22 protein-coding genes and 2 riboswitches are annotated in these 21,333 nt (G+C 67.4%); of the genes, 10 read left to right on the top strand and 12 right to left on the bottom strand.

What is annotated here, in order from left to right; translation table 11 throughout:
* Position 1: 1 nt before the first annotated feature.
* The 5 genes from ACZYRS_RS21620 to ACZYRS_RS21640 form a co-directional block, all read right to left on the bottom strand.
* On the bottom strand, positions 2–841 hold the full coding sequence (locus ACZYRS_RS21620) for a 2OG-Fe(II) oxygenase family protein (RefSeq protein ID WP_463420907.1): 840 nt from the start codon (positions 839–841) through the stop codon (positions 2–4).
* Between the two features lie 299 nt (positions 842–1,140).
* Positions 1,141–1,836: a M949_RS01915 family surface polysaccharide biosynthesis protein gene (locus ACZYRS_RS21625; protein ID WP_463420908.1), complete on the bottom strand. Its 696-nt coding sequence runs from the start codon at positions 1,834–1,836 to the stop codon at positions 1,141–1,143.
* A gap of 6 nt (positions 1,837–1,842) precedes the next feature.
* Positions 1,843–2,265, bottom strand: a complete 423-nt coding sequence (locus tag ACZYRS_RS21630; RefSeq protein ID WP_093433771.1) for an acyl-CoA thioesterase — start codon at positions 2,263–2,265, stop codon at positions 1,843–1,845.
* Positions 2,262–3,095, bottom strand: coding sequence for a DMT family transporter (locus ACZYRS_RS21635; RefSeq protein WP_463420909.1), 834 nt, complete (start codon positions 3,093–3,095; stop codon positions 2,262–2,264). The genes ACZYRS_RS21630 and ACZYRS_RS21635 overlap by 4 nt, the downstream gene beginning before the upstream one ends.
* A gap of 77 nt (positions 3,096–3,172) precedes the next feature.
* Complete coding sequence (locus ACZYRS_RS21640; RefSeq protein ID WP_463420910.1) at positions 3,173–3,955, bottom strand: SDR family oxidoreductase; 783 nt, start codon at positions 3,953–3,955, stop codon at positions 3,173–3,175.
* A 117-nt stretch (positions 3,956–4,072) separates the two neighbouring features.
* Between ACZYRS_RS21640 and ACZYRS_RS21645 the strand changes: the two genes are divergently transcribed.
* The 4 genes from ACZYRS_RS21645 to ACZYRS_RS21660 all read left to right on the top strand — a co-directional run bounded on the left by ACZYRS_RS21645 (position 4,073) and on the right by ACZYRS_RS21660 (position 9,085).
* Positions 4,073–5,770: an electron transfer flavoprotein-ubiquinone oxidoreductase gene (locus ACZYRS_RS21645; RefSeq protein ID WP_463420911.1), complete on the top strand. Its 1,698-nt coding sequence runs from the start codon at positions 4,073–4,075 to the stop codon at positions 5,768–5,770.
* Positions 5,771–5,935: 165 nt separating this feature from the next.
* Positions 5,936–6,910, top strand: coding sequence for a TRAP transporter substrate-binding protein (locus ACZYRS_RS21650; protein ID WP_463420912.1), 975 nt, complete (start codon positions 5,936–5,938; stop codon positions 6,908–6,910).
* Positions 6,911–7,268: 358 nt separating this feature from the next.
* Positions 7,269–7,781, top strand: coding sequence for a TRAP transporter small permease (locus ACZYRS_RS21655; protein WP_198784550.1), 513 nt, complete (start codon positions 7,269–7,271; stop codon positions 7,779–7,781).
* A gap of 11 nt (positions 7,782–7,792) precedes the next feature.
* Positions 7,793–9,085, top strand: coding sequence for a TRAP transporter large permease (locus ACZYRS_RS21660; protein WP_198784551.1), 1,293 nt, complete (start codon positions 7,793–7,795; stop codon positions 9,083–9,085).
* Positions 9,086–9,097: 12 nt separating this feature from the next.
* Here the strand turns inward: ACZYRS_RS21660 and ACZYRS_RS21665 are convergent, their stop codons facing one another.
* Positions 9,098–9,892 carry an AraC family transcriptional regulator gene (locus ACZYRS_RS21665; protein ID WP_463420913.1) on the bottom strand — a complete coding sequence of 265 codons (795 nt, stop codon included), beginning with the start codon at positions 9,890–9,892 and terminating at the stop codon, positions 9,098–9,100.
* Positions 9,893–9,984: 92 nt separating this feature from the next.
* Between ACZYRS_RS21665 and ACZYRS_RS21670 the strand changes: the two genes are divergently transcribed.
* The 6 genes from ACZYRS_RS21670 to gcvP all read left to right on the top strand — a co-directional run bounded on the left by ACZYRS_RS21670 (position 9,985) and on the right by gcvP (position 17,417).
* The gene (locus ACZYRS_RS21670; RefSeq protein ID WP_463420914.1) at positions 9,985–11,187 is read left to right on the top strand and encodes an MFS transporter; all 1,203 of its coding nucleotides are present in this window, start codon (positions 9,985–9,987) and stop codon (positions 11,185–11,187) included.
* An 82-nt stretch (positions 11,188–11,269) separates the two neighbouring features.
* Complete coding sequence (locus tag ACZYRS_RS21675; RefSeq protein WP_463420915.1) at positions 11,270–11,779, top strand: L,D-transpeptidase Cds6 family protein; 510 nt, start codon at positions 11,270–11,272, stop codon at positions 11,777–11,779.
* 120 nt (positions 11,780–11,899) lie between these two features.
* The gene (locus tag ACZYRS_RS21680) at positions 11,900–12,466 is read left to right on the top strand and encodes a hypothetical protein (protein WP_463420916.1); all 567 of its coding nucleotides are present in this window, start codon (positions 11,900–11,902) and stop codon (positions 12,464–12,466) included.
* A gap of 35 nt (positions 12,467–12,501) precedes the next feature.
* Positions 12,502–12,592: riboswitch (glycine riboswitch) on the top strand.
* 12 nt (positions 12,593–12,604) lie between these two features.
* Positions 12,605–12,712, top strand: a riboswitch (glycine riboswitch).
* A 47-nt stretch (positions 12,713–12,759) separates the two neighbouring features.
* Positions 12,760–13,932 carry a glycine cleavage system aminomethyltransferase GcvT gene (gcvT, locus tag ACZYRS_RS21685; protein WP_463420917.1) on the top strand — a complete coding sequence of 391 codons (1,173 nt, stop codon included), beginning with the start codon at positions 12,760–12,762 and terminating at the stop codon, positions 13,930–13,932.
* A gap of 72 nt (positions 13,933–14,004) precedes the next feature.
* Complete coding sequence (gcvH, locus tag ACZYRS_RS21690) at positions 14,005–14,376, top strand: glycine cleavage system protein GcvH (RefSeq protein ID WP_198784555.1); 372 nt, start codon at positions 14,005–14,007, stop codon at positions 14,374–14,376.
* A 128-nt stretch (positions 14,377–14,504) separates the two neighbouring features.
* Entirely contained in the window at positions 14,505–17,417 is a 2,913-nt protein-coding gene (gene gcvP, locus ACZYRS_RS21695; RefSeq protein ID WP_198784556.1) for an aminomethyl-transferring glycine dehydrogenase, read from the top strand.
* 31 nt (positions 17,418–17,448) lie between these two features.
* On the opposite strand, the gene ACZYRS_RS21700 is transcribed toward gcvP, so the two are convergent.
* From ACZYRS_RS21700 to ACZYRS_RS21725, 6 genes are all read right to left on the bottom strand, one after another.
* Positions 17,449–17,697: a hypothetical protein gene (locus ACZYRS_RS21700; RefSeq protein ID WP_198784557.1), complete on the bottom strand. Its 249-nt coding sequence runs from the start codon at positions 17,695–17,697 to the stop codon at positions 17,449–17,451.
* Positions 17,698–17,812: 115 nt separating this feature from the next.
* Positions 17,813–18,736: a DUF3014 domain-containing protein gene (locus tag ACZYRS_RS21705; protein ID WP_463420918.1), complete on the bottom strand. Its 924-nt coding sequence runs from the start codon at positions 18,734–18,736 to the stop codon at positions 17,813–17,815.
* A 157-nt stretch (positions 18,737–18,893) separates the two neighbouring features.
* The gene (locus ACZYRS_RS21710; protein ID WP_463420919.1) at positions 18,894–19,562 is read right to left on the bottom strand and encodes an alpha/beta hydrolase; all 669 of its coding nucleotides are present in this window, start codon (positions 19,560–19,562) and stop codon (positions 18,894–18,896) included.
* 12 nt (positions 19,563–19,574) lie between these two features.
* Positions 19,575–20,627: an NAD(P)H-dependent flavin oxidoreductase gene (locus tag ACZYRS_RS21715; protein ID WP_463420920.1), complete on the bottom strand. Its 1,053-nt coding sequence runs from the start codon at positions 20,625–20,627 to the stop codon at positions 19,575–19,577.
* 87 nt (positions 20,628–20,714) lie between these two features.
* Complete coding sequence (locus tag ACZYRS_RS21720; protein ID WP_463420921.1) at positions 20,715–21,095, bottom strand: DUF3140 domain-containing protein; 381 nt, start codon at positions 21,093–21,095, stop codon at positions 20,715–20,717.
* Positions 21,088–21,300, bottom strand: coding sequence for a hypervirulence associated TUDOR domain-containing protein (locus tag ACZYRS_RS21725; RefSeq protein ID WP_463420922.1), 213 nt, complete (start codon positions 21,298–21,300; stop codon positions 21,088–21,090). Before ACZYRS_RS21725 ends, ACZYRS_RS21720 begins: the two co-directional genes overlap by 8 nt.
* Between the last annotated feature and the right edge of the window lie 33 nt (positions 21,301–21,333).

A 21,333-nucleotide genomic window follows, 5' to 3' on the forward strand; every position in this document is an offset into this window, starting at 1 on the left:
ATCAAATCAGCGCAGTATTTCCAAATGCCCGATGACTTTCATTCGCCAATTCGGCAACATTGATCCGCTTTTGGGCAAGCAGCGTCGTGTAAGCCTGCGACAATTCGGGAATCGCGAAATACACAAGCGATTTTCTCTCCATATGCACAAAAGGATTTTTGACGGCGTGGTACATCGGAGGGATTCTTCCGTCCGACAGCGCCGTCAACAGCGATCCCGAGATGACGAGCAATTCGTCGTCGTGCAGGAAAACAGGAACTTCCCGCGCATCCGGGCCGTCGGGAAAGATCACCAATCCGTCGCGCGTCGGTTTGATCAAGGTGATCAAGTGCCCGTCTTCATGCCGGTCTTGCAGATAGCGCCGGTCGCTCACGCGATGCTCGTTCGCATACATACACAACTGCAGATATGAGCTGTCGCGAATATCGACCTGCCCGGTGCCATTGAAAAAATCCCATAAGCCCGCAATTATCTTTTGAGCCATGGCATGCATTTCGAATTCGCATGTGGCGATGGCGGAATATATTTTTTCTTCGGCGAATTTCTTCTGCCGATGATTGCCGCGATGTTTGTGCCAATAGCAAAATCTATCGCACAGATCGACGTGGGTGGTGTATTTGGCGTGTTCGCCTCCGATAGCCAGGAATCCATCGGTGAATTCCGGAAAGGAAAAATCTTCCCGGAGTTCCGGCGCTACCGAATTGATGCCATCCAGCGCATGCCACATGGCTGCCTGCGTGCCCATCGGGATCTTGATGACCGCGTAGCCTTTCATGACAATCGAAGCAATTGATTCCCGCAGCGGCGAAGCCTTATAAGAATAAGGACTTAGTATTTCCATTTTTTATACTCCCTCTTTCGGTCGGCAAGATTGCCGACGGCGCATCTTAATCACCACCTCCGTCGCTCACCACCCAATCCGCTGCCAGGAATCAATTGAAACAGTGGTGTATTGATTTAACTTTTTAAAAACGGCTTTTCAATGCGGTTGCAATGCCGCAGCCAATTTCATTGATGGGTGTCGAAAATGACGCGCAGACGCCGGCGGGAGCGCCGGTCATGCGCAGAGGTCAGGGGCGCCGCAAAGCAGTTGCCCGCGCCGGCCCGGCTCGGGCTTGGGGGCTCGGTGCTGTGGTCGGCCTAGCGCGCCTTCGCCTTCTTCGGCATGAAGTCGTCGGAGTTGTCGAAGCCGAACTGGCCGGCCTTGTACATGCCGGCCATCTTCGCGACCAGATGCGCGCGCACGGGCTTCGGCAGCGCGAAGAAGTCCGCGTTGGCCCTCGTGCTGCGGTCGCCGTCCAGGTCGCCGGTGATGGCGTGGATCACCACCTTGCGGCCCTGGTGGAACGCGACGATCTTGATGGCGCCCGAGAAGTCGTCGCTGTCGAAGTTGTCCTTGTCGCTCGGGGCGAAGAAGCGATAGACCAGGATCGGGTCGATGAGCCCGTCCCCATCGAGATCGGCGAACTCGGAGAGCTTCGACCTGAAGTTGATGCCCGCATCGTCCTTGCCCGCGAAGTCGCGGATCGACCATTGCCGCGTCAGCGCGTTGTCGCTCCCCACCTTGAAGAGCGTGGCCTGGACGGCGGAGGACAGCGTCTCCTTGGTGAACGGCAGGTCTTGCTTCTCGGAGAGCAGCAAGGCGTAGCTGCCGGACTTGTCGGTGTAGCAATAGCGCTTGAACACCGGGAGTTCGACGCCGGCTTTCTTCACCGCGTCGGCATTCAGGAACGGCGCATCGGCCGGGCATGCGTTCGGCTCGGCCTTCGTCGTCTGGGCATGGCTCGCGGCGGCGAGCAGCGCGAACGCGGCGAGCGTCAGGAGGTTGCGTTTCATCGTGCGTTACTCGCTCACCAGCGTGCGCAGCCAGTCGGGCAGCGCCAACGCCTTCTGCTTCGGAAAATCCACCCAGATCGTTGTCGCCCCGCCGGCCGCGCAGATCACGTCGGGCGCTTCTTCGCGCGCCATGGTGCCCCAGCTCTCGAAGGTGGTGCGGCCCGGGTCGCTCACGTACATCTTCAGCAGCACGTTGCCCGGGTACTCGATCTGCCGGTAGAAATTGCAGAAGGCATTGACGATCACCATGCCCTCGCCGCCCGGCTCGGGCTCGAAGCCGATGGAGCGCATCCAGTCGATGCGCGCGGTTTCGAGATACCGGAAATAGGTGCCGTTGTTCAGGTGGCCCATGGCGTCCATGTCGCCCCAGCGGATGGGGATGGACATCTCGTACACGAGCTTCTTCTTTTCGGGGATTTCGATTCTCATCGGTGCGCCTTGATGGATGCGAGGATGCCCAGCACGAACAGCAGTGCCGCCACCCACTCGGTAGCCTCTGGCCAGCGGCCGTCCCAGACGAAGGAATAGAGCAAGGCGAACAGCGTCTCGCTCACGATCAGTTGGCCGCACAGGCTCGCCGAGAGGCGCTGGCTGGCGACGTTCCAGAGGATGGTCGCGAGCCACGAGGAGCCGAAGCCGCCCGCCAATGCGATCCAGATGAAGCGCATGCCCTCGGGCCGTGACTGCAGCGTGGCGAGGCTGCTGCCCGCCACCACCCACAGCAGCAGTGCGCCCAGGCCCGTGGCGATGCCGAGCCAGTTGGCCCAGTCGGTCGCGTTCAGCTCGGTGTGGCGCTGCAGCCATTTCGCGTTGAGCAGGCCGTAGATGGTCCAGCTCACCATCGAACACAGCGCGAGCGCGATGCCCCAGCCGAAGCGCGCGCCGCCATCGCCCGCCGTGCCATGCTGCGCCGACCATGCGCCCCAGATCATCAGCGCGATGCCCGCGCCCGTGAGCAGCAGCCCGGGCAGCAGCGCGCGCATCTGCAGCCCCGCGGGACGGCCGAGCAGCATCATCCAGACGGGAATCGTGCCGATGATGAGACTGGGCACCTCGGTGCCGGCCGCCGCGATGCCGAAGGCCAGCAGCAGGTAGTAGCCGCTGAAGCCCAGCACGCTCAGGCCCAGTGCCGCGAGCGCCTGCTGCCTATTCGGCCAGCGCACGGCGGCAGGCCGCGCGAACAGCGCGAGCCCCGAGATCGCGCCGAACACCGCGAAGCGCGCGGCCGTGATGTCGACCATGCCGAAGTGCCCGACCATGCGCGGCGCCACGAACACCAGGCCCCAGAGCGCGCCCGCGCCGAGGCCTGCGGCAATGCCGATCGACGTGCGTGAATTCAGACTGCGAACCCGTCGTCGGCCGCGATGACGGCGCCGTTCACGAAATGGCTCTGGCCGCTGGCCAGCAGCACGATCAGGCCGTCCAGGTCTTCGGCCTTGCCCACGCGCTTGCGCGGCAGGATGCTGACCAGCTTCTCCCCGGCCTCGGTGCTCCAGAGCGCTTCATTGAGTTCGGTGGCGATGTAGCCCGGGCACAGCGCGTTCACGTTGATGCCGAAGCGGCCCCATTCGAGCGCCATGGCCTTGGTCATCTGCACCACCGCGGCCTTGCTCATGCCGTAGGCGCCGATGTTGGCCACCGACTTGAGCGCAGCCACCGAGGCGATGTTGATGATGCGGCCGCCGATGTAGGTGCCGGGCGCCGAGCCATCGGCGCGCGCCAGCATGCGCTTGCCCACTTCCTGCGCGACGAAGAAGGCGCCCTTCAGGTTGGTGTCGAAGATGAAGTCGTAGTTGTCGGGCGTCACGTCCTGCAGGCGCTGGCGCACGTTCACGCCCGAGTTGTTGACCAGGATGTCGATCGGGCCGACCTCGGTCTCGGCGCGCGCGACGGCGGCCTTGATGCTGCCGTGGTCGGTCACGTCGAGTTCGACGACGTGGGCATCGCCGCCCTCGCCTTCGATGCGGGCGCGCAGCTCCTTGAGTTTTTCGACCCGGCGGCTGGCCAGGACGACCGCGGCGCCGGCGCGCGCCAGCGTTTTCGCGAACTGGGCCCCGAGGCCGCTGGAGGCGCCGGTGACGAAGGCCACGCGGCCCGAAAGATCGATGCTGTAAGCCATGGGAGAACGTTCCTGGGTGGGTCCTGGAGAGTCGCGCAGGCGACGTGCTGCGCTCCCCCTAAAATGTTTCGCGCCCTCGTAGCGTCCGAGCCTCAAAACATTATCGACCAGACCCACATGACCCACGACGAAATCCTTGCCCAGTTCGGCCCTCGCGAAGCCATGGAATACGACGTGGTCGTGGTCGGCGGCGGCCCGGCGGGCCTCTCGACCGCGATCCGCCTGAAGCAGCTGGCTGCCCAGCACGAGAAAGAGATTTCGGTCGTGGTGCTGGAGAAGGGCTCCGAGCCCGGCGCGCACATCCTCTCGGGCGCCATCATGGACCCGCGCGCGCTCAACGAACTGCTGCCCGACTGGAAGCAGCTGGGCGCCCCGCTGAACCAGCCCGTCACCGACGACGCGATGGTGTTCCTCGGCGAGAAGTCGGGCCTGCGCACCCCCAACGCCTTCCTGCCGGCGTGCTTCCAGAACCACGGCAACTACATCATCAGCCTGGGCGCCTTCACCAAGTGGCTCGCGCAGCAGGCCGAGAACCTGGGCGTCGAGATCTTTCCGGGCTTCCCGGCGGCCGAAGTGCTCTACAACGAGAACGGCTCGGTGCGCGGCGTGGCCACGGGCAACATGGGCGTGGGCAAGGACGGCGAGCCGACCGAGAACTTCCAGCTCGGCATGGAGCTCCTGGGCAAGTACACGGTATTTGCCGAAGGCTCGCGCGGCCACCTGGGCCGCCAGCTGATCAGCAAGTTCCAGCTCGACGAAGGGCGCGATCCGCAGACCTACGGCCTGGGCGTGAAGGAGGTGTGGGAAATCGACCCCCAGCGCCACCAGCCCGGCTTCGTGCTGCACACGGCCGGCTGGCCGATGAAGAGCGACACCTACGGCGGCGCCTTCCTCTATCACATGGAGGACAACAAGGTCACGATGGGCTTCATCACGGGCCTGGACTACAGCAACCCGTACTTGAGCCCCTTCGAGGAAATGCAGCGCTGGAAGCTGCACCCCAACATCCGCTGGTACCTGGAAGGCGACGAGGCCAAGGGCATCAAGCAGGCCAAGCGCATCGGCTACGGCGCGCGTGCCATCACGGCCGGCGGCCTGCAGTCGCTGCCCAAGACGGTGTTCCCGGGCGGCGCGCTGGTGGGCTGCGAGGCCGGCTACCTGAACGTGAGCCGCATCAAGGGCAGCCACGCCGCCATCAAGACCGGCATGCTGTGCGCCGAAGCCGCCTTCGACGCGGTGCAGGCCGGCCGCCAGCACGACGAGCTCACCGCCTACCCGGCCGCGTTCGAGAAGAGCTGGCTGCACGCCGAGCTGAAGAAGTCGCGCAACTTCAAGGCCTGGTTCAAGAAGGGCCTGGGCGTCGCCACCCTCATGAACGGCATCGAGCAGTGGCTCCTGAAGGGCAACATCCCCTGGACCCTGCGCCGCACCAAGCCCGACCACCTGTACCTGAAGCCCGCGGCCGAGTGCAAGCCCATCGTCTATCCGAAGCCGGACGGCAAGCTCACCTTCGATCGGCTCTCCAGCGTGTTCATCAGCAACACGAACCACGAAGAGCAGCAGCCGGCGCACCTCACGCTCAAGGATGCGACGGTGCCGGTCAACATCAACCTGGCGAAGTTCGCGGGCCCCGAGAGCCGCTACTGCCCGGCCGGCGTGTACGAGTTCGTGGGCACCGAGGACGGCAAGCAGCGCCTGCAGATCAACGCGCAGAACTGCGTGCACTGCAAGACCTGCGACATCAAGGACCCGACGCAGAACATCGTGTGGGTCACGCCCGAAGGCGGCGGCGGGCCGAACTACGTGGGCATGTAAGGCGCCCCGCCTGCTTGTTCAAAAGAGCCCTCTTCGGAGGGCTTTTTCGTTTCTTGCGGGGTGTGCGTCCGTGAAACTCCCGACATGCCGAGGCCCCCGCATGCGGCATAGTCGAACGCGCCTGACGCTTTCCTGACCCCTGACAACATTCCCCCCGGAGACACCATGAAACTCGGCCACATCGCCGCCGCCTGCCTTTCGCTCGCCCTCTGCACATCCGCCCTCGCCCAACAACCGACGGTGCTGAAGATCGGCTACGCGACCTCCAAGGAGTCGCACTACGGCGTGGGCTCCACGGTGTTCTGCGACGAGGTCGAGAAGGGCACGCAAGGCCGCTTCAAGTGCCAGCACTTCGCCAACTCGGCGCTGGGCGGCGAGCGCGAGCAGATCGAGGCGATCCAGCTGGGCACGCAGGACCTGGTGAACACCTCCACCGGCCCCGTGGGCAACTTCGTGCCCGAAGTGAAGATCGTGGACATCCCCTTCCTCTTTCGCGACTACGACCATGCGCGCAAGGTGATGGACGGCCCGATCGGCCAGGACATCCTCACCAAGTTCCCGAGCAAGGGCATCATCGCGCTGGCCTGGACGGAGAACGGCTTTCGCCACATGACCAACAGCAAGCGCGACATCGTCAAGCCCAGCGATGCCGCGGGCCTGAAGATGCGCACCATGGAGAACAAGGTGCACATGGACGGCTACCGCACCTTCGGCATCCTGCCCACGCCCATGGCTTTCCCCGAGCTCTTCGGCGCGCTGCAGCAGGGCACGGTCGACGGGCAGGAGAACCCGATTCCGGTGATCCTGGCCTCCAAGTTCTCGCAGGTGCAAAAGCACCTCTCGCTCACCGGCCACGTGTATTCGCCCGCGCTGCTGCTGCTCTCGCCGAAGGTGTGGAACAAGCTGTCGGACGCGGACAAGAAGGTCTTCGTCGATGCCGCCAAGAAGGCCGCCGTGGCCCAGCGCAAGAAGGTCAACGACGACGAGAACAACGGCATCGCCCAGCTGGAGAAGGACGGCATGAAGGTCACCAAGGTCGTGGACGGCGCGGCCTTCCGCGAAGCCCTCAAGCCGGCCTATGCGGGCTACGCCAAGGAGTTCGGCGCGGACAACATCAAGAAGATCACGGACGTCCAGTAAGCCTGCGCGCCAGACCCCAACCGTTCACGCTGAGTCCATCCCACCGTTCGCGCTGAGTCCATCCCACCGTTCACGCTGAGTCCATCCCACCGTTCACGCTGAGTCCATCCCACCGTTCGCGCTGAGTCCATCCCACCGTTCACGCTGAGTCCATCCCACCGTTCACGCTGAGCCTGTCGAAGCGCCGCGCAAGGCTTCGACAAGCTCAGCCCGAACGGTTGTTTGGTTCAGCCCGAACGGTTGTTTGGTTCAGCCCGAATGGTTGTTTGGTTCAGGCCGAACGGTTGTTTGGTTCAGGCCGAACGGCTTTTTGTCCGAGCCCATGGTTCTTTTTTGAGCTCAGTTTGAGAACAACAACGTGCAAGCCTTCGAGCGCTACTTTCTCGCCGCCAACCGCTGGGCGCTGATCCTTCTGCTGGCCGCCATGTCGGTCATCATCTTCACCAACGTCGTCATGCGCTACACCACGAGCAATTCGCTCGAATGGGCCGAAGAGGTGTCGCGCCACATGATGATCTGGCTCACCTTCCTCGGGGCCGGGCCGGTGCTGCGCTACGGCGGCCACATCGCGGTGGAGAACCTGCAGGACGCGCTGCCGCGCGCGGGCGCCATCGCGGTGCGCGCCTTCGTCGCCGCGCTGCTCTTTGCCTTCTTCGGCTTCATGGTCTGGTACGGGTGGCTCTACATGCAGCGCACGATGTTCCAGCTCACGGCGGTCACGCAGATTCCGTTCGCCTACATCTACAGCGCGATGCTGTTCGGCGGCATCCTGCTGATCGTGCATTGGCTCCTGGTGGTGCGGGGCTACGTGCTGCGGCGCGAGTTCGCATCGGACGCCCACTTCGACGCCAACGCCTCGGCGTCGCTGTAAGGAGAACGACCATGGATGCCAGCATCGTTCTCATCGTCTCGGCCTGCATTTTCCTGGCCATCGGCGTGCCCGTGGCCTTTGCGCTCGGGCTCTCCACCGTCACCACGCTGATCCTTGCGGAAAACTATCCGCTCATGGTGCTGCTGAAGGAAACCTTCACCGGCATCGACAGTTTTCCGCTGATGGCCGTGCCCTTCTTCATCCTGGCGGCCGAGCTCATGAGCGGCGGCTCGCTCACCGAGGTGCTGCTGCGCTTCGCGGGCCAGTTCGTGGGCCACCGGCGCGGGGGCCTGGGCTACACCAACGTGGTGTCGCTCACCTTCTTCTCGGGCATCTCGGGCTCGGCGCTGGCCGACGCGGCGGGGCCGGGCTCGATGCTCATCAAGATGATGGACAAGGCCGGCTACGACCGCTCTTACGCGGCGGCGCTCACGGCCTCCACGGCCATCGTGGGGCCGATCATTCCGCCCTCGATCATCATGATCATCTATGCGCTGCAGGACGAGAGCGTGTCGGTGGGCACGCTGTTCGCGGCCGGCATTTTTCCGGGCATCCTCATCGCGGTGGCGATGTGCGTGGTGAACTTCCATGTCTCGAAGAAACGCAACTACAAGGGCGATGGCCAGACGCCGCCGCTGCGCGAAATTCTCGTCACGACCTGGAAGGCGATTCCCGCGATCCTGTTGCCGGTGGTCATCCTGGGCGGCATGCGCGCCGGCTGGTTCACGCCGACCGAGGCGTCGGTGGTGGCGGTGTTCTATGCGCTGGTGTGCGGCAAGTTCATCTACCGCACGCTCGAGTGGAAGATGCTGCCCGACATCCTCTCGCGCTCGGCCCTGCTCTCGGCCTCGGTGCTGATCATCATCGGCCTCTCGGCCTCGTTCGCGTGGGTGCTGACCATCGAGGGCATTCCGCAGCAGATGGCCGAATGGCTCATCAGCATGAACCTCTCGCCGTGGATGTTCCTGATCATCGTCAACGTGTTCCTCTTGCTGTTCGGCATCTTCATCGAGCCGCTGCCGGGGGTGATGGTGCTGGCGCCGATCCTTGCGCCCGTGGCGATCAAGCTGGGCGTGGACCCGGTGCACTTCGCGATGATCGTGATCTTCAACCTCACGCTCGGGATGATCACGCCGCCGGTGGGTGGGCTCTTGTTCGTGACCTGCAACGTGTCGAAGGTGCCGATGTCGGCGCTGGTGAAGGAGCTGGTGCCGTTCCTGTGGGCGCACGGCGCGGTGCTGATGATCCTGACCTTCGTGCCGGCGCTCAGTACCTGGCTGCCGCGGGCGCTCGGATTCAAGTAGCGGCGCGGCCAATCATTCCTTTTCCTTTTCTTCTTCCTGGCGAAAGTAGAGGCTGGGCGGCGCGCCCAGCGTGCGCCGGAACATCGCGGTGAACGCGCTCGGGCTCTCGTAGCCGTGCGCGAGCGCCACCTCCAGGATCGAGGCGCCCGCCGCCAGTTTCGGCAGGCTCAGCAGCAGCCGCACCTGGCGGCACCACGCGCCGAAGTTCATGCCCGTCTCGCGCTGGAAGAGGCGCGCCAGCGTGCGCGTGTTCATGTGCAGCCTCTCTGCCCAGTCGTCGAGCGTCGCATTGAGCGACGGGTCGCGCACCAGTTCCTCGCACAGCGCCGCCAGGCGCGCATGGCGCGGCATGGGCACATGCAATTGCAGCGCGGGCGCGGCCTCGATTTCGTCCAGGATGAGCTCCATCACGCGCTCGTCGCGGCTGCCCGGCGCGTAGTCCAGCGGCAGCGACACGGCCGCGACGATCAGCTGCCGCAGCAAGGCGCCCACGCGGATCACGCGGCAGGCGCTGCCCAGGTCGGCGCGCGTGCCGGGCTCGATGAAGACGGTGCGCATCCGCACCTCGCCGGCCAGCCGGATCTGGTGCGTCATGCCCGGCGGCACCCACACGCCGCGCCCGGTCGGCACGACCCAGCTGCCGGCCGCGGCGCCCACGATCATCACGCCCGAGATCGCATGGATGAGCTGGCCGCGCCGGTGCGCGTGCGGCGGAATGAAGGTGTCGCCCCCGGGGTCGGTCGCCAGCGCGGCGACGGCGCGCGGCGTGAACTCGCCTTCTTCGGGGCGCAGGTTCAGTGTGTCCATTTCTCGACGACGTTTGCGGATTTGCAGCGAGACCATCTTCGCACGGCTTCCTACGATGACCCTCCCCCTCAGGACCTCAAGGAAACCATCGAATGGACAAGCGCCGACTCGGGCTGCTCACCGGCACCCATGCCGTCAACGACCTCTACCAGGGCCTCGTGCCCGCCCTGCTGCCCTTCATGGTGCTGGAGCGCGGCTACAGCTACACGGCGGTGAGCGGGCTGATGCTGGCGGCCACCGGGCTCTCCAGCGTGGTGCAGCCGCTCTTCGGCCTGTATGCCGACCGCCATCCGCGCGGCTGGCTCGTGCCCGTGGGCTTCCTGGCCGCGGCGCTGGGCGTGGTGCTGGCGGGCCTGAGCCGGAGCTACCTGCTGACCTGGATCGCCATGACGCTGTGCGGCCTCGGCATCGCGGCCTTCCACCCGCCCGCGACCGTGGCGGCGCGCGCTGCCGGCGGCGCCTCGCAGAAGGCCATGAGCGTGTTCTCGGTGGGCGGCACCATCGGCGCCTCGTTCGCGCCGATGCTGGCGGCCGCGGTGGTCGGCGGCGGCGGGCTCGCGCGCAGCTACCTGCTGGGCGTGCCCGCGCTGGCGATGGGCGTGGTGTGGTTCATGGCCCACGCGGCTCATGCACGGCGCGGTGCGGGTGCTGCGGCCGCGGCGGCGGCGCGGCAGCGGGCCGCCGTCGATGGGCCGAAGCCCGCCAACGACTGGCGCGCATTCGGCCTGCTGGTGGCGACCGTGGTGGGCTGGTCGATCCCGTATGTCACGGTGCTCTCGATGCTGTCGCTGCGCATCACGCGCGACCTGCACGGCACGGCCTTCCAGGGCGCCGCGGCCCTCACCGGCTTCACCGCTTCGGGCGCGGTGGGCGTGCTGCTCGGCGGGTGGCTGGGCGACCGCATCGGCCGCATGGGCACCATCCGCAGCGGCTACCTGCTGGCGCTGCCGGCGCTCGCGGGCCTGGTGCTCGCGCCGACTGCCGGCTGGGCGCTGGCCTGCACCGCGCTGCTGGGCATGAGCATGTTCCTGCCCTTCGCCGCGCAGGTCACGCTCGCGCAGGACTACCTGCCGCGCAACCCGGCCACGGCCAGCGGCATCACGCTCGGGCTGGCGCTCTCGGTGGGCGGGCTGGTGTCGCCGCTGTTCGGCATGCTGTCGGACGCGCGCGGGCTGGGCGTCACGTTCGGCGTGGTGCTGTGCGTGCTGGGCGCGGCGACCGCGCTGGCCCTGCGGCTTCGCAACCGTGCGCCCGCCATCGCGCAGCGCGACGCCCAGGCGACGGCCGCGGCCTGAGCGCGTGCCGCCTGGGCCCTGTCACGGGTTCGCTGCCAGAATCGGCGCCACGCCAACAACCGATACCCGAGGGAACCGCACCATGAACCGACTCGTCGCCTGCCTGCTCACCGCAGGGCTGCTGTCCACCGCCGCACTGGCCGCGCCACCTTCGGCATCGCCACCCGCTGCGGCGGCCTCCGCGGCCGCAGCGGCGCCGGCGCCCGCTGCCGCTCCCGCTCCCGCTCCCGCAACAGCAGCAGCCCCCTCCGCCGGCATCGCCGAAGTCGAAGCCGCCGTGCGCGCCTGGGCCGCGGCCTGGTCGGCGCGCGACGTGGACCGCTACCTCGCGGCCTACGCCCCCGACTTCACGCCCGCGAAGAAGCAGGACAAGAAGCGCTGGGAGGCCGAGCGCCGCACCCGCATCGCCAACAAGTCGGCGATCAGCGTCGCGGTCGACGACCTCGTCATCAGCGTCAGCGGCCAGACCGCGAGCGCGCGCTTCAAGCAGGTCTACAGCGCCGACAAGCTCAAGAGCACCGACCGCAAGACGCTGGAGCTGCAGCGCGTGGGCGACAAGTGGCTCATCCGCAAGGAAAGCACCGGCGGCTGAAGAATCGAGCGCCAGACGGCGCAGCGGCGGTGATATCCCCTGTAAGTCAAACAGGTTCATGAAGGTGTCACCGCCTGCAACGATGCTGCAGCCATCGATCTTTCGAAAGCTGTGGCCGCCATGTTTCCCACCAAGACCGACAAGGCACGCGACGAACTCCAAGGCGGGCAACGCACGCTCAGCCAGCGCGAGCGCGCGCTGCTGCTGATGGCCGACGGCCGGCGCTCGCTGACCGACTTCAGCCCGCTGTTCGCGAGCCGCATCGAGGCGGAGCAGGCGATCCAGGCGCTGATGAGCAAGGGGTATCTGCAGGATGCGCGGCCTGCCGCTGCGGCGCCTGCAGCCCAGCCGGCACAGCCGCCCGCGGCGACAACCCCGCCCGAGCCGGTGCCCACGTCCAACCCGATCCAGCTCACCGCCACGGCCGACAACTTCGACGGCAAGCGCTCTCTCGCGACCACGCGGATGTTCCTGTTCGACATCTGCGAGCGCATGTTCGTGCGGCGCGATCCCAAGTTCGCCCTGCAGATGCGCGACGCCCTGCGCGAGGCGCGCGACCGCGAGGCGATGCTCACCATCGCCGCGCTGATGCTCAGCGAAATCGAGAAGACGGCGGGTGTCGAGCGGGCCGAATCGCTGCGCGAGCGCATCGAGCGGCTGCTGCCGCCGGCCGAAATCGTGCACTGACCCCACGCGCTCAGGGCTTGCGCGATCCACTACACTCGGCGGAGTCAGGAGAGAGCCCCGCGCGACGGGGCCGCCGAAGGCGCAGGGGATTCCCGAACGCTCAGGCAAAAGGACTGACAAGACGCCGGTGCACACCGGCGTTTCCTTGCTGGAGAGAGGCCGTTGCACCATGTGCGCCGGCCCACCGAAGGAGCAAACCCCGATCGTGGGGCGAATCTCTCAGGTAAAGCGGACAGCAGGGGTGGCCCGTGGCGTTGCAGCCATGGATTTCGACTGCCCCTTTGGAGTGCCCCGTGGCCGCTTCTTCCGCTCCCGATACCCAACTTCTCAAGACGCCGCTGTACGACCTCCACGTGGAGCTCGGCGCACGCATGGTGCCCTTCGCGGGCTACTCGATGCCCGTGCAGTACCCCGCCGGTTTGATGGCCGAGCACAGGCACACGCGCGATGCGGCCGGCCTCTTCGACATCTCGCACATGGGCCAGTTGCGCCTCGTCGGCCCCGACGCCGCAGCCGCCTTCGAGACCCTGATGCCCGTCGACGTGATCGACCTCGCCCCCGGCAAGCAGCGCTACGGCCTGCTGCTGAACGACGAGGGCGGCATCCTCGACGACCTGATGTTCTTCAACGAAGGCCACGGCTCGCTCTTCGTGATCGTGAACGGCGCCTGCAAGGTGGTGGACCTCGCGCACATCCAGCAGAAGATCGGCGCGCGCTGCGAGGTGCAACCGCTGCCCGACCACGCGCTGCTCGCGCTGCAGGGCCCGCAAGCCGCGGCCACGCTGGCGCGGCTGTCCCCCGGCATCGAGCGCTTCGTGTTCATGACGGGCGGCGCGGTGCAGATCGGCGGCATTGCGGCCTTCGTCACGCGCAGCGGCTACACGGGCGAAGACGGCTTCGAGATCTCCGTGGCCGGCAAGGACGCCGACGCCCTCGCCCGCCTGCTGCTGGCCCAGCCCGAGGTCAAGCCCATCGGCCTGGGCGCGCGCAACTCGCTGCGGCTGGAAGCCGGGCTCTGCCTCTACGGCAACGACATCGACACCACCACCACGCCGGTCGAGGCCTCGCTCAACTGGGCGATGCAGAAGGTGCGCCGCACGGGCGGCGCGCGCGAAGGCGGCTTTCCGGGCGCGGCCAAGATCCTTGCCCAACTCACAGCCGCGACCGTCGGCGCGGCCGGCCACACCGACCATGACACCCTGAAACGCAAGCGCGTCGGCCTCGTCGCGCTGGAGCGCATTCCGGTGCGCGACGGCACGCTGCTGCAATCCTTCGAAGGCCAGGACATCGGCATCGTCACCAGCGGCCTGCTCGGCCCGAGTGCCGACCGTTGTGTCGCGATGGGCTACGTGGCCACCGCGTTCTCGGAGCCCGGCACGCGCGTGCAGGCCATCGTGCGCGGCAAGCCGGTGCCGATGGAGGTCTCGACCATGCCCTTTGTGCCGACCCGCTACTACCGCGGATGACCGAGGCTGATCGCGCTTGACCGCGGCTAGGCTCTGCATCCCGATTCAATTTTTTCCACGAGGAGTTTCCCCATGAGCATCAAGTACACCAAGGACCACGAGTGGGTCTCGGCCGAAGGCGGCGCCGCCACCGTCGGCATCACCGTGCATGCGCAGGACGCGCTGGGCGACGTCGTGTTCGTCGACCTGCCCGAAGTGGGCAAGACCTTCGCGCAGGGCGAAGTGGCCGGCGTCGTCGAATCGGTGAAGGCCGCGGCCGACGTGTTCATGCCCGTCTCGGGCGAGATCACCGAAGTGAACGAAGCGCTGCGCGCCGACCCCTCGCTCGCCAACAGCGACCCGCTGGCCACCGGCTGGTTCTTCAAGGTCAAGCTGAGCGAGCCCGCGCAGCTCGATGCGCTGCTCGACGCCGCCACCTACGACAAGTTCGCAGCCGAATCCTGAAAATGCTCGCCCCTCGGCTTGCCACTTCGTGTGCTTCGCCATCCCCCATGGGGAAGGCGCGGCCCGCCTTGCGGCGGCCCGGCGGCGACCGCTGAGCCTCTCTTCTTTTTTACGCCGATATCACCGCCATGCCGATTCCCGCCCTTCCCTCTTTGCAAGAACTAGAGAACGCCGAAGAATTTCTCGCCCGCCACATCGGCATCGATGCGGCGGACGAGGCGCGCATGCTGCCGGTGATCGGCTCGGCCACGCGGGCCGAACTCATCGACGGCATCGTGCCCGCGGCCATTCGCCGCGCGAAGCCGATGCGCCTGCCGGCCCCGGTGACCGAGGCCGAGGCGCTGGCCGAATTGAAGGCGATGGCGTCGAAGAACAAGGTGTTCAAGAGCTTCATCGGCCAGGGCTACTACGGCACGCACACGCCGGGGGTCATCCTGCGCAACGTGCTGGAGAACCCCGCCTGGTACACCGCGTACACGCCCTACCAGGCCGAGATCTCGCAGGGCCGCATGGAGGCCCTGCTCAACTTCCAGACGATGGTGTGCGACCTCACGGGCATGGCCATCGCCAACGCGTCGATGCTCGACGAAGCCACGGCCGCGGCCGAGGCGATGACGCTCGCCAAGCGCAGCGTGAAAAGCAAGAGCAACGTGTTCCTCGTCTCGGGCGACTGCCATCCGCAGACCATCGAAGTCATCAGGACGCGCGCCGCGCCGCTGGGCATCGAAGTGAAGGTGAGCACCGTCTCCGAGACGCTGCCGCACCTGATGGCGAGCTGCGAATTCTTCGGCGTGCTCGCGCAGTACCCGGCCACCACCGGCCACGTGCACGACCTGCGCCCGCTCGCGGGCCACGCCCATCAATGCGACGCCGCCTTCTGCGTGGCCGCCGACCTGCTCGCGCTCACGCTGCTCGCGCCGCCCGGCGAATGGGATGCCGACATCGTCTGCGGCACCACGCAGCGCTTCGGCATGCCGCTGTGCAACGGCGGCCCGCACGCCGCGTACCTGGCCTGCCGCGATTCGTTCAAGCGCTCGCTGCCGGGGCGCCTGGTCGGCGTGAGCGTCGACACGCACGGCCAGCCCGCCTACCGCCTCGCGCTGCAGACGCGCGAGCAGCACATCCGCCGCGAGAAGGCCACCTCCAACATCTGCACCGCGCAGGTGCTGCCGGCCGTGGTGGCCAGCATGTACGCCGTGTACCACGGGCCCGACGGGCTCACGCGCATCGCGCAGCGCGTGGCGGCGCTCACCGCCATCCTCGCGCAGGGCCTGGCGCAAATGGGCCGCGAGCCGGTCAACGAATTCGCCTTCGATTCGCTCACGATCCGCACCGGCGACGACACACCGAAGATCATCGAGCGCGCGACCGCCGCCGGCGTCAACCTGCGCCAGCGGCTGCAGCAGCACCTGGGCATCTCTCTGGACGAAACCACGACGCGCGCCGATGTCGAAACGCTCTGGGCCCTGTTCGTGCCCGCCGGCACCGCGATGCCGCGCTTCGACGACCTGGCCAACACCGCGCCGCGCCTGCCCGAAGACCTGCGCCGCACGAGCGCCTTCCTCACGCACCCGGTGTTCAACACGCACAAGAGCGAGACGGCGATGCTGCGCTACATCCGCAGCCTCTCGGACAAGGACCTCGCGCTGGACCGCAGCATGATCCCGCTGGGCAGCTGCACGATGAAGCTCAACGCGACCAGCGAGATGATCCCCATCACCTGGCCCGAGTTCGCGAACATCCACCCCTTCGCGCCCGCCGAGCAGCAGCTGGGCTATGCGCAGCTCGATGCGCAGCTGCGCGCGTGGCTCTGCGAAGCGACGGGCTACGCGGGCATCAGCCTGCAGCCCAACGCGGGCTCGCAGGGAGAGTACGCGGGCCTGCTGGCCATCAAGTCGTTCCATGAAGCCAAGGGCCAGGGCCACCGCAACATCTGCCTGATTCCCTCGTCGGCGCACGGCACCAACCCCGCGAGCGCGCAGATGGTGGGCCTGCAGGTGGTGGTGACGGCCTGCGATGCGCAGGGCAACGTCGACATGGACGACTTGAAGCGCGCCTGCGAAAAGCACAGCGACAAGCTGGCCGCCGTGATGATCACCTACCCCAGCACGCACGGCGTGTTCGAGACGCGCGTGAAGGAACTCTGCGAGCTCGTGCACGAACACGGCGGCCGCGTGTACGTCGATGGCGCCAACATGAACGCGCTGGTCGGCGTGGCCGCGCCGGGCGAATTCGGCGGCGACGTGAGCCACCTGAACCTGCACAAGACCTTCTGCATTCCGCACGGCGGCGGCGGCCCGGGCGTGGGCCCGGTGTGCGTGGTCGAAGACCTCGTGCCCTACCTGCCGGGCCATGCGACGGCCGGCGTCGCATCGAACGGCGTGGGCGCCGTGTCGGCCGCGCCGCTGGGCAACGCGGCGGTGCTGCCGATCAGCTGGATGTACTGCCGCATGATGGGCGCCAAGGGCCTGCAGGCCGCGACCGAGACGGCCATCCTGAGCGCCAACTACATCAGCGCGCGGCTGAAGGACCACTACCCCACGCTGTACGCGAGCCCCAACGGGCACGTCGCGCACGAGTGCATCCTGGACCTGCGCCCGCTCAAGGACACGAGCGGCGTCACCGCCGAAGACGTGGCCAAACGCCTCATCGACTACGGCTTCCACGCGCCCACGCTGAGCTTCCCCGTGCCCGGCACGCTGATGGTGGAGCCCACCGAGAGCGAGCCGCTGGCCGAGCTCGACCGCTTCATCGACGCGATGATCGCCATCCGCGGCGAGATCCGCCGCATCGAGGAAGGCGTGTGGCCCAAGGAAGACAACCCGCTCAAGCACGCACCGCACACCGCGGCCAGCCTGCTGGGCACCGAGTGGGCGCACCCGTATTCGCGCGAACTCGGCGCGTTCCCGCTGGCCGAACTCAAGCAGGCCAAGTACTGGCCGCCGATCGGCCGCGTGGACAACGTTTACGGCGACCGCAACCTGTTCTGCAGCTGCGTGCCGGTGGGCGAGTACGAGGAAACCGAAGCGGCCCGGGGCTGAACGCAGGGGCGCTGCGGCGCCCCCATCGGGATCAGCCCTCGCGGCGGTACATCGACCACTTCACGGTGAGGATGTCCGCCGCGATCTTCGCGGCGTTCACGCCCGCGTAGGTCTCGGACGGGTTGAACTCGAAGCCCTCCTGGTACCGCTTGACCTGTGCGAAGTCGCGGTCGAAGGTCATCGGGCCCATGAGCTCCGCGGGGTTGACGCCCGCGGGGAGCGCGAGGAATTTCTCCGGATCGGTGGCACTCTGGTAGAGGTCGACGCTCATCTGGTTCATATGCTTGTCCTCGTGATTGGAAAGCACATGGTCCCCGGCCCCGGCGCCGCGCGCAATCGGTCCGCGCCTACACGGCGCGCCGGATCAAGCCCGAAGGCCCGCCCTCGAAATTGCCTCAGGGCTGCTTCTTCCTGGCCAGCTCGCCCGTGGCGATCTGCTGGCGAAAGCCGCGCAGGCTGGCCTTCACCTTGCGCTCGTTCTCCGGCCCCATGCGCACCATGATCTTCTGGCCCGAGGACATGGCCTCCAGCTTCGCGTCGACGTACTCGTAGCGCACCCACGGCCGCTGCGAAGGCACGTCGCCCTTCACCTCGACCAGCCGCACCTGCACCGGGCCGCTGGGCTCGGGCGCCTGCAGCAGGTGGTCGATGACGGCGATGAGCCGGTCGTTGAAGTAGCGCCCCGGAAAGCCCAGCTCCTCGTACGCCTTCTGGAACAGCGGATAGAGCTTGGCGTACACCGTCGCCGCCTTGGCCGGATCGACCGTCTCGGCCAGCAGCACGATGCCGTTGTAGCGCGCCGCGTTGTTCGCGGCGATGGTCTGCGTGCCCCCCTGTTGCGGCCCGTCGGTGATGAAGCGCTGCCCCGTGGGCTGCACCGGCCAGGCGCTGGCGGGCGCCTGCTCGCGCGCGAGGTTGTCGACCGTGGCCACGAAGCGCCGCACGATGCCGTCCGAGCGCAGGTAGGCCGAGGCGTTCTTGCCGCCGATCAACTCGCTCAATGCCTTCATCACGCGCGAATCGGATTCCGCGAGCGCCGGCAAGGCGGCATCGGGCGGCGCGAGCGCATCGACGGGGTTCTGCGGGCCCGTGGGCTCGGCAGCCGCGGGCGGTGCGGCGGGCCGGTCGTCGGGCGCCGCGGCGACGGGCGTGGGCTCGGGCGCTTTCTGTTGTTGCTGGTACCAGCGCCAGCCGAAGAACGCGGCCGCCAGCACCACGAGGCCGATGACGACGATCATGCCGATCGGCGTCTCGCGGCGGGGGCGGAATTCGGGGGCGTCCCGGGAGCCTGGGGAGTCCGAGGATGGGTTGTCGGTCATGGCGGCACGTTCCTTTTTGCTGAAGGCTGTGTGATGCAACAGGTCGGTCGATGTTGCATCAATCGGTACCCCATTCACGCCTGAGCTCGTAACGCCTTGTGACGCGGGGCACCGTCCACGCACCGCCCAGCACCGCTTACACACCGCGCCCGATGGTTCAGGCCGGCGCGCTGAGCGACTGCAGCCACGCGACCGTGCCCTGCAGTTCGGCCGGGCGGAGCTCGTGCGCGCCCGGAAAGTCCGAGCCCGACAGCGCCAGCGGCAGCGTGCGCGCGAGCTCGCGCGTGACCTCGGCAGCGCTCGGCGGAATCACGTTGTCGGCGCTGCCATGGCTCACCCACAGCGCCTTGCCCTCGAAGGCCTCGGCGGGCGCGATGTGCGGCACCACCTGCGACAGCAGCCGGCTGTGCCACACCATCGCGGCGCGCAGCTTCGCGGGCTGCGTGAGCAGCAGCGACAGCGCCATGATCCCGCCCTGGCTGAAGCCGCCCACCACGATGCGCTCGGGCGGCACGCCCAGCTGCTGCGCGGCCGAGTCGATCATCTCCCCGACGAGAAAGCGGCTCTCGCGCTCCTGTTCTTCGTCGATCTGCCGCTCGCCGTTGGGCAGCACGCCGAACTCGAACCACGCATAGGCATCGGGCGACAGCACATAGGGCGCGCGCAGGCTCAGCACATGGAACTGCGGCGGCATCAGCCGCGCGAGGCCGAACAGGTCCTGCTCGTTGCTGCCCACGCCGTGCATCAGCACCAGCAGCCAGGGCTCGCGCACGTTGGCCTGTGCGCTGTGTTCGAGAAACTTGAGGGGCAGGTGAAGTTGGGTCATGAATGCGTTCGTTCAGAGGGATGCTTGAAAACCTTGGGCGAGCGCGCGCGTCACTTCGGCGGCCGACACCTCGCGGCAGCCGGTGGCGTTCTGCCCCGACCACAGCGGCGAGAAGTCGCCGCTGCCCTGCGCTTCGGCCTTCGCGCGCAGCGGCGCGATGCCCGATGTGGCGAGCGGAAACTCGGGCGCCGCCGCGCCGATGGGCCCGAGCTCCCGCATCACGCGGTTGACGATGCCGCGCGCCGGGCGTCCCGTGAAGAGGTTGGTGAGCGCGGTGTGGCGCGCCGCTTCACTCTTGAGCGCCGCGCGATGGATCGCGCTGGTGGTGGCCTCGGGCGTCAGCATGTAGGCGGTGCCGGCCTGCACGCCCGCGGCGCCGAGCGCCATGGCCGCGGCCACGCCGTTGGCATCGGCGATGCCGCCGGCCGCGATCACCGGCACCTTCACCGCGCGCACCAGCTGCGGCAGCAAGGCAAACGTGCCCAGTTGCTTTGTCAGGTCGTGCGACAGGAAATGACCGCGATGCCCGCCCGCCTCGAGCCCCTGCGCAATCACCGCATCGGCGCCATGCGCCTCGAGCCACAGCGCCTCTTCGACCGTGGTGGCCGAGGCCAGCACCTTCGCGCCCCAGCCATGCACCCGCGCCAACAGCTCAGCGGACGGCAGCCCGAAATGAAAGCTCACCACCGGCGGCTTGAACTCGGCCAGCAGGTCTGCCACGTCGGCGCTGAAGGGGTTGCGGCCCGGGCCGGTGGGGACGCTCGCCGCATCGATGCCGAATTCTGCGTAGTACGGCGCGAGCGCGGCACGCCATGTGGCCTCGCGTTCGGTGCTCGGCGCGGGCGGCGTGTGGCAGAAGAAGTTGACGTTGTAGGGCTTGTCGGTTCCGGCGCGGATGGCGGTGAGTTCGCTGCGCATCACGTCGGGGCTCAGCATCGCGCAAGGCAGCGATCCGAGCCCGCCCGCGTTGCTCACCGCGATGGCCATCGCGCTGACCTGGATGCCGGCCATCGGCGCCTGGATGAGGGGAAGTTCGGTGCCGAGAATCTGCTGCAGCGTGGCCATTCGGGTGCTCCTTCTTGATCGGATGCCGCGATTGTCCCGCCAAGCCGGGCGGCGCTGCGCCCGCGGGGTCATCGCAGGGCTCGGCGATCAAGCGGCTCGCCTGCGCGGCACGTGCTTGGCTTGCTTGGGGTCGTGCCCCCAGTTCATCAACGAGTAGCGCCACGGCGTGTCGGTCACATCGCCCTCGGGCCGCTGGGCCAGGTGGCGCTTGACGTAGCCGACGACCTTGCGCATGTGCGCGATGTCGCCGGCCGTGAGCTCGCCGCGGGCCTTCGCGAGCAGGCGCACGATGCGCCGCCCCGAACGATGGCCGACCGACTCACCGCCCTCCGCGCCCTTGAAGCCGACCGCGCGCGAGTCGTCGGTTTCGAGCCAGTCGCCGAGCTGCCGCGGCGTCATGTTGACCGCGCGCTTGAACGCGCGCACGGTGTCCGCATCGGCCGCGGCGGGCGTGCGTGCGCTAGCCATTTTTCTGAAGCGCTTCGGCCTTGTGGATCGCCTTCTTGCCCGACTTGCTGCTCTTGACCTCGAACTCGGGATGGGCCTCCGTCGCCTTGGCGGTGTGCCCCTTCACGCTCGCGGTGCCCGTCACCTTGCGGGTCACCACGCCTGTGGTCTTTCCCTGGGAGGTGCTCCAGGCGACCTTGTCGCCCACCTTCGGTTCGGTCTTCATGTGCGTTGCCCCGTGGAAGTCTGCGAATGGCCC

The organism is Variovorax sp. AC194, assembly GCF_979257995.1.

Bases quoted from the DNA above. Each gene is read 5' to 3' on its own strand.
- ACZYRS_RS21635 (WP_463420909.1), bottom strand. From the start codon at position 3,095: ATGGTCGGGCACTTCGGCATGGTCGACATCACGGCCGCGCGCTTCGCG.
- ACZYRS_RS21715 (WP_463420920.1), bottom strand. From the start codon at position 20,627: ATGGCCACGCTGCAGCAGATTCTCGGCACCGAACTTCCCCTCATCCAG.
- ACZYRS_RS21650 (WP_463420912.1), top strand. From the start codon at position 5,936: ATGAAACTCGGCCACATCGCCGCCGCCTGCCTTTCGCTCGCCCTCTGC.
- ACZYRS_RS21675 (WP_463420915.1), top strand. From the start codon at position 11,270: ATGAACCGACTCGTCGCCTGCCTGCTCACCGCAGGGCTGCTGTCCACC.
- gcvH (WP_198784555.1), top strand. From the start codon at position 14,005: ATGAGCATCAAGTACACCAAGGACCACGAGTGGGTCTCGGCCGAAGGC.
- gcvP (WP_198784556.1), top strand. From the start codon at position 14,505: ATGCCGATTCCCGCCCTTCCCTCTTTGCAAGAACTAGAGAACGCCGAA.
- ACZYRS_RS21665 (WP_463420913.1), bottom strand. From the start codon at position 9,892: ATGGACACACTGAACCTGCGCCCCGAAGAAGGCGAGTTCACGCCGCGC.
- ACZYRS_RS21660 (WP_198784551.1), top strand. From the start codon at position 7,793: ATGGATGCCAGCATCGTTCTCATCGTCTCGGCCTGCATTTTCCTGGCC.
- ACZYRS_RS21640 (WP_463420910.1), bottom strand. From the start codon at position 3,955: ATGGCTTACAGCATCGATCTTTCGGGCCGCGTGGCCTTCGTCACCGGC.
- ACZYRS_RS21705 (WP_463420918.1), bottom strand. From the start codon at position 18,736: ATGACCGACAACCCATCCTCGGACTCCCCAGGCTCCCGGGACGCCCCC.
- ACZYRS_RS21645 (WP_463420911.1), top strand. From the start codon at position 4,073: ATGACCCACGACGAAATCCTTGCCCAGTTCGGCCCTCGCGAAGCCATG.
- ACZYRS_RS21620 (WP_463420907.1), bottom strand. From the start codon at position 841: ATGGAAATACTAAGTCCTTATTCTTATAAGGCTTCGCCGCTGCGGGAA.
- ACZYRS_RS21710 (WP_463420919.1), bottom strand. From the start codon at position 19,562: ATGACCCAACTTCACCTGCCCCTCAAGTTTCTCGAACACAGCGCACAG.
- ACZYRS_RS21680 (WP_463420916.1), top strand. From the start codon at position 11,900: ATGTTTCCCACCAAGACCGACAAGGCACGCGACGAACTCCAAGGCGGG.
- ACZYRS_RS21720 (WP_463420921.1), bottom strand. From the start codon at position 21,095: ATGGCTAGCGCACGCACGCCCGCCGCGGCCGATGCGGACACCGTGCGC.
- ACZYRS_RS21625 (WP_463420908.1), bottom strand. From the start codon at position 1,836: ATGAAACGCAACCTCCTGACGCTCGCCGCGTTCGCGCTGCTCGCCGCC.
- ACZYRS_RS21670 (WP_463420914.1), top strand. From the start codon at position 9,985: ATGGACAAGCGCCGACTCGGGCTGCTCACCGGCACCCATGCCGTCAAC.
- ACZYRS_RS21630 (WP_093433771.1), bottom strand. From the start codon at position 2,265: ATGAGAATCGAAATCCCCGAAAAGAAGAAGCTCGTGTACGAGATGTCC.
- ACZYRS_RS21700 (WP_198784557.1), bottom strand. From the start codon at position 17,697: ATGAACCAGATGAGCGTCGACCTCTACCAGAGTGCCACCGATCCGGAG.
- ACZYRS_RS21725 (WP_463420922.1), bottom strand. From the start codon at position 21,300: ATGAAGACCGAACCGAAGGTGGGCGACAAGGTCGCCTGGAGCACCTCC.